The sequence below is a fragment of the Amycolatopsis stemonae genome, from assembly GCF_054781455.1.
Genome location: NZ_BAAGUJ010000020.1, coordinates 39,483 through 52,171, shown reverse-complemented (window position 1 = coordinate 52,171; position 12,689 = coordinate 39,483). Strand labels below are relative to the sequence as shown.

The window sequence follows — 12,689 nt, the reverse complement described above, 5'->3', positions numbered from 1 at the left end:
CCTCCTACGCGTGCGTGCGGGCTTCGGGCATGTCGTGCCCGGAGTGGTCGTGCTGCTTGAACCGGTCGATCGCGTCCTGGGCGCCGTCGGGCAGGCTGCCGTCGGGGTTGCGGACCAGGAACAGGCCCACCATGCCGCCGTCGGAGTGGGTCTGGACGTGGCAGTGGTACATCCACACCCCCGGTCCGACGCCGTCGCCGGCGAGCACCTGGAAGCCGAACGAGCTGCCCGGGTCGAGGTTCTTGTTGTCGACGGTCTGGGCGTTGTCGGTGGCACTGCTCAACATCCCGGTGCGGGTGTCGGCCCAGCGGTGCCCGTGCAGGTGGAACGTGTGCGGCAGGCTCCCGTACCCGATGCACACCCACTCGACGCGCTCGCCGAGCCGTGCCTCGAGGATCGGCGTGTTCGGCGCCATCTCGTGGTTGATCATCATCTCGTTGAACACGACGGTGTACTGCCGGCTGGGCAGCAGGTCGCCGCGCTTGCGCACGATCAGCCCGCCGTAGAGCCCGCGGGCGAGGCCGGCGGTGCCGTGGTCGGTGCCCATCGCGTGGTCGTGGTAGTGCCAGTACCCGGCACTGCCCGGCATCCAGAACCCGCCACTGGCCTCGGCTCTCGCCCGGGTGCGCCAGACGTAGGTCCGCGTTTCGCGCGGGTTGTTGAACGACGCGTTGAGCGGCGCGCCGTCCGACGCGGTGTCGTAGTTGACGCCGTGCGGGTGGATCGACAGCCGCTGGTCGGTCGTGTTGACCAGCTCGATCTCGAGGGTGTCGCCCTCGTAGACCTCCAGCAGCGGCCCCGGAACCGTGGCCTTGCCCGGCTCGAGCCCGTAGCCGTAGCGGCCGTTGGGCAGTGCTTCGGCGTAGATCGTGATCCGGCGGGTCAGGCCCGCCGCCTCGGCCGTGCCGGCCAGCCCGACGGCGGGCGCGAGCACGCCCGCGGCGGTTCCGGCCAGCATCGACCGACGTGACACTCGCATGTGGATTCCCCCGGGGCTCAGAAGCGCACGGTACGCAGGTACTCGAAGCCGGCCTTGGCGGTGTTCAGCGGATCGGCCGGCTGGTCGTGCTCGACGATGTACTCGCCGATGGTGTGGCAGGACGCGGCGAAGATGCGCGGGAAGTTGATGACGCCGGCGCCGGGGTCGACCATCTGCCCGTCCGCGGTCCGGTCCTTGACGTGGTACTGCGTCACGCGCGGGTAGTTGCGCCGGAACAGCTCGACCGGGTCCGCGCCGCCGTTCACCGCCCAGAAGAGGTCGATTTCCAGGTGCACGTCCCGCTTGTTCGTCTTCGCGGTGAGCACGTCGTACGGGACCACCCCGCCGATCGGGGCGAACTCGTGGTCGTGGTTGTGGTAGCCGAGCTTCAGCCCGGCCTTCTTGAACGCCACCGCGGCGGTGTTCATCCGGCCCGCGAAGGCCTCCCACTCCGCGATGGTGCCGAAGTTCGCGTACGGCACGACGGCCGAGGTGTTGCCGAGGATCTTCGCGTCCGCGATGGTCTGGTTCAAGTCGCCGTCGATGCCGACGTGCGTCGAGGACGCCTTGAGGTGGTTGCGGTCGAGGATGGCGCGGAACTCGGTGGCGCTGCGGCCGTACGTCCCGGCCAGCTCGACCTTCCGGTAGCCGATGTCGGCCAGCGCCGACAGCGTGCCTTCGGGATCGTTCTGCAGCAGGGACCTCAGCGAGTAGAGCTGGATGCTGATCTTGTCGAGCGGAACGCGTCGCCTCGCGGGGGACGCGTCCGCGACGCCGGGCAAGGCGATGGCCGCCGCCCCCACCGTGAGGGCGGCCGTCGCCACGTTCAGGAACGTTCGTCGGGAGTGCTGCTCTGGCCGTTCACCGCACATGGAACTCCCTCATCTCTGGTTGCTGAAAGCCGCGTCGAAAGCCGCCGACGGCTGGTCGAACAGGTGCTCGCGCAGGTACTTCACCGCCTCCGCCGCGCCGCGGAGGCGGTCCATCCCGGCGTCCTCCCACTCCACCGAGACGGGGCCGGTGTACTTGATCGCGTTGAGCGCCCGGAAGCAGTCCTCCCACGGGACGTCGCCGTGGCCGACGGACACGAAGTCCCAGCCCCGCCGCGGATCGGCCCACGCCAGGTGCGAGCCGAGGCGCCCGTTGCGGCCGTCGAAGCGCTTTCTCGTGTCCTTGCAGTCGACGTGGTAGATCCGGTCGGCGAAGTCGAGGATGAACCCGACCGGGTCGAGGTCCTGCCACACGAAGTGCGACGGGTCCCAGTTCAGCCCGAACGCGGGCCGGTGCCCGACCGCTTCGAGCGCCCGTTCGGTGGTCCAGTAGTCGTAGGCGATCTCCGACGGGTGCACCTCGTGCGCGAACCGGACGCCGACCTCGTCGAAGACGTCCAGGATCGGGTTCCAGCGACGCGCGAAGTCTGCGTAACCGTCATCGATGACATCGCGCCCGACCGGCGGGAACATCGCCACGTACTTCCAGATCTTCGACCCGGTGAACCCGATGACCGTGTCGACACCGAGCTTCGCCGCCGCCCTGGCCGTGTCGGCCATCTCGGCCGCCGCCCGCTGCCGGACGCCCTCGGGTTCGCCGTCGCCCCAGATCCGGGACGGGACGATCGCGCGGTGCCGGTCGTCGATCGGGTCGTCGCAGACGGCCTGGCCGACGAGGTGGTTGGAGATCGCCCACACCTTGAGGCCGTGCTCGGCGAGCAGCCGCAGCCGACCCGGCACGTAGTCCTCTTCGGACAGTGCCCGGTCGACTTCGAAGTGGTCGCCCGAGCAAGCGATTTCCAGGCCGTCGTAGCCCCACTCGGCGGCGAGCTTGCAGACCTCCGTGAACGGCAGGTCCGCCCACTGGCCGGTGAACAACGTGACCGGACGGCTCATTTCTCCTCCTCCACCGCGGTCCACTTCGCTTCGGCGGCCGCGCTTTCCTCGACGGCAGCCAGCACCCGCTGGACGCGCAGGCCGTCGTCGAAACCCGGCTCGGGATCGGTGCCCGTGCCGATGGCGGTCAAGAGGTCGGCGACCTCGTTGGTGAACGTGTGCTCGTAGCCCAGGAGGTGCCCCGGCGGCCACCACACGCCGACGTACGGGTGCTCCGGCTCGGTCACCAGGATCCGGCGGAAGCCCGCTTCGGTGCCGGTGCCGTCGTACCACCGCAGCTCGTTCATCGACTCGAAGTCGAACGCCAGGCTCGCCTTCGACCCGTTGACCTCCAGGCGCATCGCGTTCTTGCGGCCCAGCGCGAACCGCGTCGCCTCGAAGCTCGCCACGGCTCCCCCGGACAGCCGTGCCAAGAACAACGCGGTGTCGTCGACGGTCACCTCGTCCGTCCCGCCGGTCTCCGCGGGCCGCTCCGTGACGAAGGTGTTCGTCAGCGCCGAGACCCCGGTGATCACCTCGCCGGTGACGAACTGCGCCGCGTCGACGATGTGCGCGCCCAGGTCGCCCAGCGCACCCGACCCGGCGGACTCCTTCCGCAGCCGCCAGGTCATCGGCGCCCGCGGATCCGACAACCAGTCCTGCAGGTACACCGACCGCACGTGCCGGATCTCGCCGAGGGCCCCCCTGGAAACCAGGTTCCTGGCGTGCGCGAGCGCGGGCACCCGGCGGTAGTTGAACGCGACCATGGCCCGTACCCCGCGTTCACGGGCCCGCCGCGCCGCCCCGGCCATCGCCTCGGCCTCCGCGACCGAGTTGGCGAGGGGTTTCTCGCACAGCACGTGCTTCCCGGCGTCCAGCGCGGCGATCGCGATCTCCGCGTGGCTGTCGCCCGGCGTGCAGACGTCGACCAGGCCGACGTCGTCCCGGGCGACGAGCTTGCGCCAGTCGGTTTCGACGTCCTCCCACCCGAACTTCTCCGCGGCCGCCCTGGCCCGGGTTTCGTCGCGGCCGCCGAGCACGGCGAGCCTCGGTACCAGCGGCGGGTCGAAGAACCGGTGCACGCTGCGCCAGGCGTGCGAGTGCACCGCTCCCATGAACGCGTGCCCGACCATGCCGATCCCGATGGTTTCCCGGCTCATGCCCCTCCTTGTGTTCTGGCGAAAAGTCCGGTCAGGAATCGAAGCCGACGTCCAGGTACTGGTCGACGTTCTCCTTGGTGACGACCGCGGAGTACGTCGTGATCTCGGCCGGGATGTCGTGCTCGGCCAGGTCGCCGATCCCCTTGCCCTGCCCCAGCAAGCGGGCCAGCGCGATCGCCGTCGAGGCCATCGACGGGCTGTAGAGCACGGTCGCCTTGATCGGCGAGGAGTCGGCCTTGATCAGGTTCATCATGTTCTTCGAGCCGGCGCCGCCGACCATGATGAACTCCTTGCGGCCCGCGGTGTCGATCGCCGCGTTGACGCCGATGCCCTGGTCGTCGTCGTGGTTCCACAGCGCGTCCAGCTTCGGCGCGCCCTGGAGCAGGTTCGCCGTCTGCTGCTCCCCCGACTCCGACGTGAACTGCGCCGAGACGCGCGGGCCGACCTTGAACCCGCTGCGCCCGAGCGCGTCCGCGAAGCCCTTGCTGCGTTCCTGCGTCAGCGGCAGCGAGTCGATCCCGGCGACCTCGCCGATGATCGGGTTCGCGACGTTCTTCTTCTTGAGCTCCGCGGCGAGGTAGTTGCCCGCGTTGACGCCCATCCGGTAGTTGTCGCCGCCGATCCACGTTCGGTACGCGAGCGGGGTGTCGAAGACGCGGTCCAGGTTGATCACCGGGATGCCGGCGTCCATCGCCTGCTGGCCGACCGAGGTGAGCGCCTTGCCGTCGAAGGGCAGGATGACCAGGACATCGACCTTGGCGTTGATCAGCGTCTCCACCTGGGAGATCTGCTGGTTGACGTCGTTGGTGCCTTCGGTGGCGGTGAACTTCACCTCGCTGAACTTCTGCGCCTGGGCCTTGGCGTTCTTGGTGATCGCCGCGATCCAGCCGTGGTCGGCGGCCGGCGCGGAGAAGCCGATCGTGACGGGCTTTCCGGGCTGGGCGTTGCTCCCGGCGTTGGCGACCGGCGCGGTCGACTCCGAGGCCGCGGGCGTGTTCGACGTGCAGCCGGCCAGCAAAGCGCCGGCGCCGACAGCGGCCCCGCCCAGCAGGAATCCCCGGCGGCCGAGGAAGGGTTGTTCGGCCATGATGACCTCCATCGGTGATTTCTACGGACCGGTCCTGGCTTTCCTGGCCCGGAACTGCAGGAGCACGGCGAGCACGATGATCACGCCCTTGGCGATGTTCTGGATGTCGGTGTCCAGGTTGTTGAGCGTGAAGAGGTTGGACAGCACCGTGAAGATCAGCACGCCGATCAGGGTGCCGATCAGCGAGCCGCGGCCGCCGGTGAGCAGCGTGCCGCCGATGACCACGGCCGCGATCGCGTCGAGCTCGTAGAACATGCCGTTGGTGGACGCGCCCGCCGTCGTCCGCGCGACGACCATGAGCGCGGCGATCCCGCAGCACAGCCCGGCGACGCCGTAGACGAGCGCGAGGTGGCGCTTGACGTTGATGCCGGCCAGTCGCGACGCCTCGATGTTGCCGCCGACGGCGTAGGTGCGGCGGCCGAAGGTGGTGCGGTTGAGCACGACCCAGCCGACCGCGAACACCAGCGCGAACAGCCAGATGAGCGTCGGGATGCCGAGGAAGCCGCCCCGGAAGAAGGCGAGGAAGTCCTGGTCGGCGACCACCTGCGTGCGACGGCCGCTGATCCGCTCGGCGAGCCCGCGCGCCGAGACGTACATCGCGAGCGTCGCGATGAACGGCACGACCTTGCCGTAGGCGACGAGCACGCCGTTGACCAGCCCGCAGCCGAGCCCGACCGCCAGTCCGCAAAGGACCATGATCCACGGCCCGTACGACTGGGTGGCCAAGGTCGTCAGCCAGACGCTGGAGAGCGCGACGATCGAGCCGACGGACAGGTCGATGCCGCCGCTGATGATCACGAACGTCATGCCGACGCTGACCACGCCGATCGCCGCGGCCAGCCGCAGGATCGTCGAGATGTTGCTTTCGGTGAAGAACAGCTCGGGCCGGGTGAACTGGCCGACCAGGCAGAGCACGACGAGCACGCCGGCCAGGCCGAGCAGCCGGGGGTCGGCCCGCCAGGAGAACCGCCGGCTTTCGGCGGACAGCGCTTTCGCGGGTGGTGCTTCGGTGTCGGTCATGCCGCGCTCCCCTCGAGAATCACGTCGAGCACCGCGGCCTCGGTCAGCCCGGCGGACGGCCGGTCGGCGAGGACCCGGCCCTCGCGCAGCACCAGCACCCGGTCGGACAGCCCGAGCACCTCGGGGATTTCGCTGGACACCAGCACGATCGCGACGCCGCTCGCGGCCAGCTCGTCGATCAGCCGGTACAGCTCGGCACGCGCGCCGACGTCGACGCCGCGCGTGGGCTCGTCGAGCAGCAGCACCGTGCACCCGCGGACCAGCCACCTCGCGAGCACCGCCTTCTGCTGGTTGCCACCGGAGAGCGTGCGGACGATCCGGCGCGGGTCGGCGGGCCGCAGGTCGAGGCGGCGCAGGCTCGCGCCGGCGTCCTCGAGTTCCTTGCCACGTTCGGAAAAACCGAACTTCGCGTAGCGGCCGAGGCTGGCCAGCGTCACGTTGTGCACCACCGGGAGGTCCAGCAGCAGGCCCTGGCTCTTGCGTTCCTCAGGGGCCAGCCCGATGCCCGCCTTGACGGCGGCGAGCACACTGCCGGGCCTGAGCGGTTTCCCCTGCACGGCGATGGTTCCGCTGTCGGCCTTGCGCGCGCCGAAGATCGTCTCGAGCAGTTCGCTGCGACCGGACCCGACCAGCCCGGCGATGCCGACGACTTCGCCGGGGTGGACCGAGAAGGTGACGTCCTCGAACTCGCCGGTGCGGGCCAGCCCCTGGACTTCGAGCGCGGTGCCGGTCCGGTCGGCGTGACCGTCGTGGCGCGGGCCGAAGACCGTCTCGACCTTCCGCCCGGCCATCAGCGCGACGAGGTCGGAGGTCGGCGTCGTGCGGGCGTCGAGGCCGGTGCCGACGGTCCGGCCGTCCTTGAGCACGGTCACCCGGTGCCCGATCCGGCGCAGTTCTTCCAGGCGGTGCGAGATGTAGACGACCGCGACGCCGTCGGCGGTCAGCTCGCCGACGATGCGGAAGAGGTTGTCGACCTCCTCGCCGGCCAGCGCGGCGGTCGGCTCGTCCATCACGAGCAGCTTGGCGTCGTGGGCGAGCGCTCGGGCCATCGACACCAGCTGCTGGCCCGCGGCGGACAGCTTGCCCACCTCCTGCCACGGCCGGATGCCGGGGTGGCCGAGCCGGGTCATCAGCCGGGCGGCCTCGTCGCGGGCCTGGCTGATGCGCGTGAAGCCGAAGCGGGCCCGCTCGTGGCCGAGGAAGATGTTGTCCGCCACCGAAAGCCCGGGCACGAGGTCCAGCTCCTGGTACATGGTGGCGATGCCGAGGCGCAGCGCGTCGACCGGCGAGCCGACGTCGATGCGTTCGCCCCGCCAGGTCAGCTCGCCCGCGTCGGGGCGGTGCGCGCCGGCGAGGACCTTGATCAGCGTCGACTTGCCCGCGCCGTTCTGGCCGAGCAGGCAGTGCACCTCGCCGGGTTCGACGTCGAGGTCGACGCCGTCGAGCGCGCGGACGCCCGGGAAGCTCTTCACGATCCCGCGCACGGACAGCAGGCTCATACCGAGGCCTCCTCGAAGAGCGTCGGGTTCGTGAACAGCCGCTCGGCGGCCAGGTGGGACGCGCCGCGCAGCGGGGCCTTGAGCCCGAGTCCGGACGGCACGACCCGGGCGTGCCCGAGCGGCCGGGCGGCGAGTTCGACGCGAATGGGTTCGACGAGCCAGTCGCCCAGGTCGGCGAAGTAACCGCCGAGGACGACGACGTCCGGGTCGAGCACGTCGACCACAGTGGACAGTGCGACGCCGAGCGTGACGCCGAGTTCGTGCACCGCGGTGAGCGCCCGCTGGTCGCCGCGCCGCACGCGCTGCTTCAGCTGTTCGACGCGGCCTTCGACGCCGAGAGCGGGGTCGTGCAGCGGATCACCGGGTGCGGCCGCGGCGCGCAGGACCGCGGCCAGGTTCGCCTTCGTCTCCAGGCAGCCGGTCCGGCCGCACGCGCACCGTTCGCCGGCCGGGTCGACGGCGATGTGCCCGACCTCGCCCGCGAAACCCCGGGCGCCGCGCAGGATCGCGCCGCCGGAGACGAGCCCGCCGCCGACCGCCGTCCCGCCGCTGAGGTAGAACAGCTCGCTGCCGGTGCCGGCGACCGACTCGGCGAGCGCGCCGAGGTTGGCGTCGTTGTCCACGGCGATGGCGTCGACCGGAACGGCCAGGCGGGCGGCCATGAGGTCGGCGATTTCCGCGTCGCGCCAGCGCAGGGCCGGGGCGAACCGCAGGACGGCGGCGGCCGAGTCGACCAGCCCGGGCACCGAGATCGCGACGCCGACCGGCGGGCCGGGCAGCACGCCGGTGGCCATGTGGGCGAGTTCGTCCAGGCATCGCTGGAGGCCGAGCGCGGCGACGTCGACGGTCTCGGCCTGCTCGGCCAGAACGCGGCCGGAGAGGTCGGTGACCACGGCGGACAGGCGGTCGGCCTCGATGCCGAGGGCGAGCGCGTAGGCGTCTTCGCCGTCGAGTTCGACCAGGCGGCTCGGCCGTCCGTTGCCGGGCAGGACGCCGGCGGGCCGCACCAGCCCGCGCTCGGCGAGTTCGGCGAGCAGACCGGGGACGGCGGACTTCGCGACGCCGCAGCGGGCGGCCAGCTGGGTGCGTGACAGGGGTCCCGCGCGCAACGCTCGCAGCAGGGCGGCCAGGCTCGCCGTGCGCGGGCTCGCCGGTTCGGCGCGCCTCGTCCCGGCCCCGGCCACGTTGCCTCCACTGGTGCTGAGTGCTGAACACACTTTGTTGCTCAGGCAGCGAAAGTAGGGTGACTGCCGTCACCCGTCAAGGTGACAAAGGCGTGTTAAGTCCGGGTTTCACCCGGATAGACGCCTCAAACCGCACATACTTTCGCATTTGCAGTGCAAAAGTCTGTACGGTTCGAGCGCTACAGAGAGGCCGCGTTCAGCAACCGAGGGTGAGACTGTGCGGGATGCCCGTCAGCTGCTGAGCGTGAACGCGCGGTCGGTCGCCGACCAGGCCGCGCCGATGACGCCCGCCGTGTCGCCGAGCTCCGACAGGACGATCGGCAGGTTCCCCGTCGCCAGGGGCAGCGAGCGGCGGTAGACCGCGCTGCGCACCTCGGCGAGCAGCTGGTGCCCGAGCTGCGCGACGCCGCCGCCGATCACCACCATGCCCGGGTTGATGAAGCTGACCAGCGACGCGACCACGTGGCCGAGGCGCCGGCCGCCGTCGCGGATCAGGTTGACCGCGCCGAAGTCGCCCGCCGCCGCGGCGCGGCCGACGTCGCGCGCGGTCACCGCGCCGCGTTCGGCGGCCACCTCGGCGAGGTGGGCCGAGCGCCCGCTGCGCGCCAGCGCCAGCCCGTCCCGCGCCAGGGCGGCGCCGCCGAAGTAGGCCTCCAGGCAGCCGACCTCACCGCAGGCGCAGGTCGGGCCGAAGTCGTCGAGGCGGATGTGCCCGATGTCGCCCGCCGTGCCCGCGACCCCGCGGTAGACCTTGCCGCCCAGCACGATCCCGCAGCCGATCCCGGTGCCGATCTTGACGAACATCAGGTCCTCGGTCGACCGGGCGACCCCGGCGTGGCGTTCGCCGAGGGCCATCGCGTTGACGTCGTTGTCCACCGCGACCGGGCAGCCCCAGAGACCGCCGAGGTGGTCGCGGACGTTGAACCGGTCCCAGCCCGGCATGATCGGCGGCGCGACCGCCATCCCCTCGGCGAAGCTGACCGGCCCCGGCAGCCCGATGCCCGCGGCGACGAGCTTGCCGGGCGCCTCGTCCCGGACCTTCCCCGCGAGCTCGGCGACCCGGCGCAGCACCGGGTGCGGCCCCTGGCGCACGTCGCAGTCCTCGACGGTGTGCGCGAGCACCTCGCACGAAGCGTCGGTCACCGCCACCCCGACCGACGTCGCGCCGACGTCCACCGCGAGCACGCGCAGGTCACCGGCCAGCCGGACCAGCGTCGACCGGCGGCCGCCGCGGCTGGCCGACGGCCCGGCGGTCTCGACGAGCCCGACCTCGTCGAGCCGGGCCACCTCGGCCCCCACCCGGGCCCGCGGCAGCTCGAGGCGTTCCCCGAGCTCGACCCGCGACATCGGGCCCTCGTCGCGCAGCAGCGTGAGCAACCGGGTCTGGTGCCGGGTTTCGACCATCGACTGCTCCGGGGTTGATGCCGCGCTCATTCGGCTCAGCCTACGGTCAGAAACCGGGGAACACGCGACGCAGGTCGTCGAGCGTGGCGTTGCCGTCGACGGTGACACCGCGGTCGTACGGCGCCTTGAGGCGGCCGCTGACCAGCCGGACGAACGCCTCGGCCGGCCCGGTGAACGTCGCGGTCGGCGACTCGAGGTGGTCCACCGCGGTGACGGTGTCGTCGATGACCAGACCGCCGCCGGGAACCGCGAGCGACACCGGGTTCGCGAGCTCGGCCGGCTTCGCGAGGAAGCTCAGCATGAAGCCGACGGGCCCGGCCAGGAGTTCGACGAGCACGGCGGCCGAGCCGGCGTCCACCCCCGCGTCCGGGTCGAAGGCCACGCGCACGTCCCAGGAGTGGTTGGCGACCTCGCTCAGGCGCATGCCCACCGCCGTCACCAGCGGGACCGGCTCCGGCAGGAACCCGAGGTCGACGGTCAGCGACGACCGCTGCTCGGCCGTGAGCGCCTCGACCGTGTCGAGCCAGCGGGCGTTGTGCTCCAGGAAGCCCTCGGCCTGAGCGCGCGGCGCCGAGCCGTCCCAGCGGGCCCAGATCGTCGGGTTGTCTTCGGCGGCCACGGTCTCCCCGGCGGCCCGGGCGATCGGCGCGCGGCCGATCTCCGCGCCACTGCCGAGGTGGGAAAGGGCCTGCGCGACGGTCCATTCCGCCGCGCCGCTGGTGGCGGCCAGCTGGTCGTCGGTGAGGGTGCGGACGAGGCCGGCGAGCGCGTCGTGCTCGGCGCGCAGGGCGGCGATCGTGCGGTCCACGAGGTGAGTCATGCCACCCTCAACTCCCCGCGGGGCACGAGTGTTCCGCCGCGGCCGGGCCCGTGCTAGAAATAGAACGTGTTTCAGTTCTGCGGCAGGAGGCGCGGATGAACGTCCCGACGGTGACCGAGCTTCTACTGGCCCGCGCCACCGACGAACGGCCCGGCCTGCGCTTCGAGGACGAGACGTGGTCGTGGGCCGAGCACGTCCGGGCGTCGCGGTGCCGCGCGGCCGACCTCCGCGCGGCGTTGCGGCCGGGCAAACCGCCCCACGTCGGCATCCTGGCCGACAACGTGCCCGCGTTCTCCGTCCTCCTGGGTGCCTGCGCGTTCGCCGGCGCGGTCCTGGTCGGGCTCAACCCCACCCGGCGCGGCGAGGCGCTCGCCCGGGACGTCCGGCTCGCCGACTGCCAGTTCGTGCTCGCCGAACCGAAGTACCGGCCGCTGCTGGCCGGGCTGGACCTCGGCGGGATCGCCGTGCGGGACCTGGAATCGTGGCCGTCCGGGGACACGCCGATCGAGCCCGTCGCCGCGTCGCCGGACGACCTGCTCATGCTGATCTTCACCTCCGGCACCAGCGGCGACCCGAAGGCCGTGCGCTGCACGCACGGCAAGATCGCCTTTCCGGGCGCGATGCTCGCCCAGCGCTTCGGACTGTCCACATCGGACACGGTCTACGTCACGATGCCGTTGTTCCACTCCAACGCCGTCATGGCCGGCTGGGCGGTCGGGCTCGCGGCGGGCGCGGGCATCGCCCTGCGCCGCCGGTTCTCCGCGTCCGGCTTCCTGCCCGACGTGCGGAAGTTCGGCGCGACCTACGCCAACTACGTCGGCAAGCCCCTGTCCTACGTGGTCGACACTCCCCCGCGCCCCGACGACGCGGACAACCCGCTGCGCCTCGTCTACGGGAACGAAGGCGCGAGCGCCGACCTGGCCGCGTTCGAAAAGCGCTTCGGCTGCAAGGTCGTCGACGCGTTCGGCTCCACCGAAGGCGGGATCGGCTTCGCCCGCACCGACGACACCCCGCCCGGCTCGCTCGGCAGGCCGACCGAAGACGTCGCCATCGTGCACCCGGACACCGGCCGGCCGTGCCCGCCGGCCGAATTCGACCGCGACGGCCACCTGGTCAACGCCGCGGAAGCCGTCGGCGAACTGGTGAACACGACGGGCCCCGGCTGGTTCGCCGGCTACTACAACGATCCCGGAGCCGACGCGGAACGCTTGCGCGGCGGCCGGTTCCACACCGGCGACCTCGCCTACGCCGACGCCGACGGGTTCTGCTACTTCGCCGGCCGCCTCGGCGACTGGCTGCGCGTCGACGGGGAGAACCTCGGCACTGCGCCGATCGAGCGAATCCTGCTGCGCCACCCCGCGATCACCGACGCCGCGGTGTACGCGGTGCCCGACCCGGTGACCGGGGACCAGGTGATGGCGGCCGTCGTCACCGACGGCACGCCCTTCGACCCCGCGGGCTTCGGCCGGTTCCTCGCCGGCCAGCCGGACCTCGGGCCCAAGCAGGTGCCGAAGTACGTGCGCGTGGTCCCGGAACTGCCCCGCACCTCGACGTTCAAGGTCCTCAAGCGGCAGCTCGCCGCCGAAGGCACGGATTGTCCCAACGTGCTCTGGCGGCGCTAGCTCAGCAATCGGCGGGAATATCACGCCATCCCCGCCGCGGCATGAACTA

At 71.5% G+C, this 12,689-nt stretch carries 11 protein-coding genes; 1 reads left to right on the top strand and 10 read right to left on the bottom strand.

Going from position 1 to position 12,689, the window contains the following annotated elements; translation table 11 throughout:
* Nucleotides 1-4: 4 nt before the first annotated feature.
* From ACYVLJ_RS42610 to ACYVLJ_RS42565, 10 genes are all read right to left on the bottom strand, one after another.
* Nucleotides 5-979 (bottom strand): multicopper oxidase domain-containing protein, encoded by a 975-nt coding sequence (locus tag ACYVLJ_RS42610; RefSeq protein ID WP_460442965.1) that lies wholly within the window; start codon nucleotides 977-979, stop codon nucleotides 5-7.
* A gap of 17 nt (nucleotides 980-996) precedes the next feature.
* A complete protein-coding gene (locus ACYVLJ_RS42605; RefSeq protein ID WP_460442964.1) occupies nucleotides 997-1,851 on the bottom strand; it encodes a TIM barrel protein in 855 nt (284 codons plus the stop codon).
* Between the two features lie 9 nt (nucleotides 1,852-1,860).
* Nucleotides 1,861-2,865: a sugar phosphate isomerase/epimerase family protein gene (locus ACYVLJ_RS42600; RefSeq protein ID WP_460442963.1), complete on the bottom strand. Its 1,005-nt coding sequence runs from the start codon at nucleotides 2,863-2,865 to the stop codon at nucleotides 1,861-1,863.
* Nucleotides 2,862-4,004 carry a Gfo/Idh/MocA family protein gene (locus tag ACYVLJ_RS42595; protein ID WP_460442962.1) on the bottom strand — a complete coding sequence of 381 codons (1,143 nt, stop codon included), beginning with the start codon at nucleotides 4,002-4,004 and terminating at the stop codon, nucleotides 2,862-2,864. Before ACYVLJ_RS42595 ends, ACYVLJ_RS42600 begins: the two co-directional genes overlap by 4 nt.
* 31 nt (nucleotides 4,005-4,035) lie before the next feature.
* A complete protein-coding gene (locus tag ACYVLJ_RS42590; protein ID WP_460442961.1) occupies nucleotides 4,036-5,091 on the bottom strand; it encodes a substrate-binding domain-containing protein in 1,056 nt (351 codons plus the stop codon).
* Nucleotides 5,092-5,112: 21 nt separating this feature from the next.
* Entirely contained in the window at nucleotides 5,113-6,111 is a 999-nt protein-coding gene (locus ACYVLJ_RS42585) for an ABC transporter permease (RefSeq protein WP_451983742.1), read from the bottom strand.
* A complete protein-coding gene (locus ACYVLJ_RS42580) occupies nucleotides 6,108-7,610 on the bottom strand; it encodes a sugar ABC transporter ATP-binding protein (RefSeq protein WP_451983740.1) in 1,503 nt (500 codons plus the stop codon). Before ACYVLJ_RS42580 ends, ACYVLJ_RS42585 begins: the two co-directional genes overlap by 4 nt.
* The gene (locus ACYVLJ_RS42575; protein ID WP_460442960.1) at nucleotides 7,607-8,794 is read right to left on the bottom strand and encodes an ROK family protein; all 1,188 of its coding nucleotides are present in this window, start codon (nucleotides 8,792-8,794) and stop codon (nucleotides 7,607-7,609) included. Before ACYVLJ_RS42575 ends, ACYVLJ_RS42580 begins: the two co-directional genes overlap by 4 nt.
* A gap of 231 nt (nucleotides 8,795-9,025) precedes the next feature.
* Nucleotides 9,026-10,228, bottom strand: coding sequence for an ROK family transcriptional regulator (locus ACYVLJ_RS42570; RefSeq protein ID WP_451983736.1), 1,203 nt, complete (start codon nucleotides 10,226-10,228; stop codon nucleotides 9,026-9,028).
* A 16-nt stretch (nucleotides 10,229-10,244) separates the two neighbouring features.
* Complete coding sequence (locus ACYVLJ_RS42565; protein ID WP_451983734.1) at nucleotides 10,245-11,018, bottom strand: maleylpyruvate isomerase family mycothiol-dependent enzyme; 774 nt, start codon at nucleotides 11,016-11,018, stop codon at nucleotides 10,245-10,247.
* Between the two features lie 95 nt (nucleotides 11,019-11,113).
* On the opposite strand from ACYVLJ_RS42565, the gene ACYVLJ_RS42560 reads away from it, so the two are divergent.
* The gene (locus ACYVLJ_RS42560) at nucleotides 11,114-12,640 is read left to right on the top strand and encodes a long-chain-fatty-acid--CoA ligase (RefSeq protein ID WP_460442959.1); all 1,527 of its coding nucleotides are present in this window, start codon (nucleotides 11,114-11,116) and stop codon (nucleotides 12,638-12,640) included.
* Nucleotides 12,641-12,689: the final 49 nt, after the last annotated feature.

Coding starts and splice junctions, on each gene's coding strand:
- ACYVLJ_RS42610 (WP_460442965.1), bottom strand. CDS start 979: ATGCGAGTGTCACGTCGGTCGATGCTGGCCGGAACCGCCGCGGGCGTG.
- ACYVLJ_RS42605 (WP_460442964.1), bottom strand. CDS start 1,851: ATGTGCGGTGAACGGCCAGAGCAGCACTCCCGACGAACGTTCCTGAAC.
- ACYVLJ_RS42600 (WP_460442963.1), bottom strand. CDS start 2,865: ATGAGCCGTCCGGTCACGTTGTTCACCGGCCAGTGGGCGGACCTGCCG.
- ACYVLJ_RS42595 (WP_460442962.1), bottom strand. CDS start 4,004: ATGAGCCGGGAAACCATCGGGATCGGCATGGTCGGGCACGCGTTCATG.
- ACYVLJ_RS42590 (WP_460442961.1), bottom strand. CDS start 5,091: ATGGCCGAACAACCCTTCCTCGGCCGCCGGGGATTCCTGCTGGGCGGG.
- ACYVLJ_RS42585 (WP_451983742.1), bottom strand. CDS start 6,111: ATGACCGACACCGAAGCACCACCCGCGAAAGCGCTGTCCGCCGAAAGC.
- ACYVLJ_RS42580 (WP_451983740.1), bottom strand. CDS start 7,610: ATGAGCCTGCTGTCCGTGCGCGGGATCGTGAAGAGCTTCCCGGGCGTC.
- ACYVLJ_RS42570 (WP_451983736.1), bottom strand. CDS start 10,228: ATGAGCGCGGCATCAACCCCGGAGCAGTCGATGGTCGAAACCCGGCAC.
- ACYVLJ_RS42565 (WP_451983734.1), bottom strand. CDS start 11,018: ATGACTCACCTCGTGGACCGCACGATCGCCGCCCTGCGCGCCGAGCAC.
- ACYVLJ_RS42560 (WP_460442959.1), top strand. CDS start 11,114: ATGAACGTCCCGACGGTGACCGAGCTTCTACTGGCCCGCGCCACCGAC.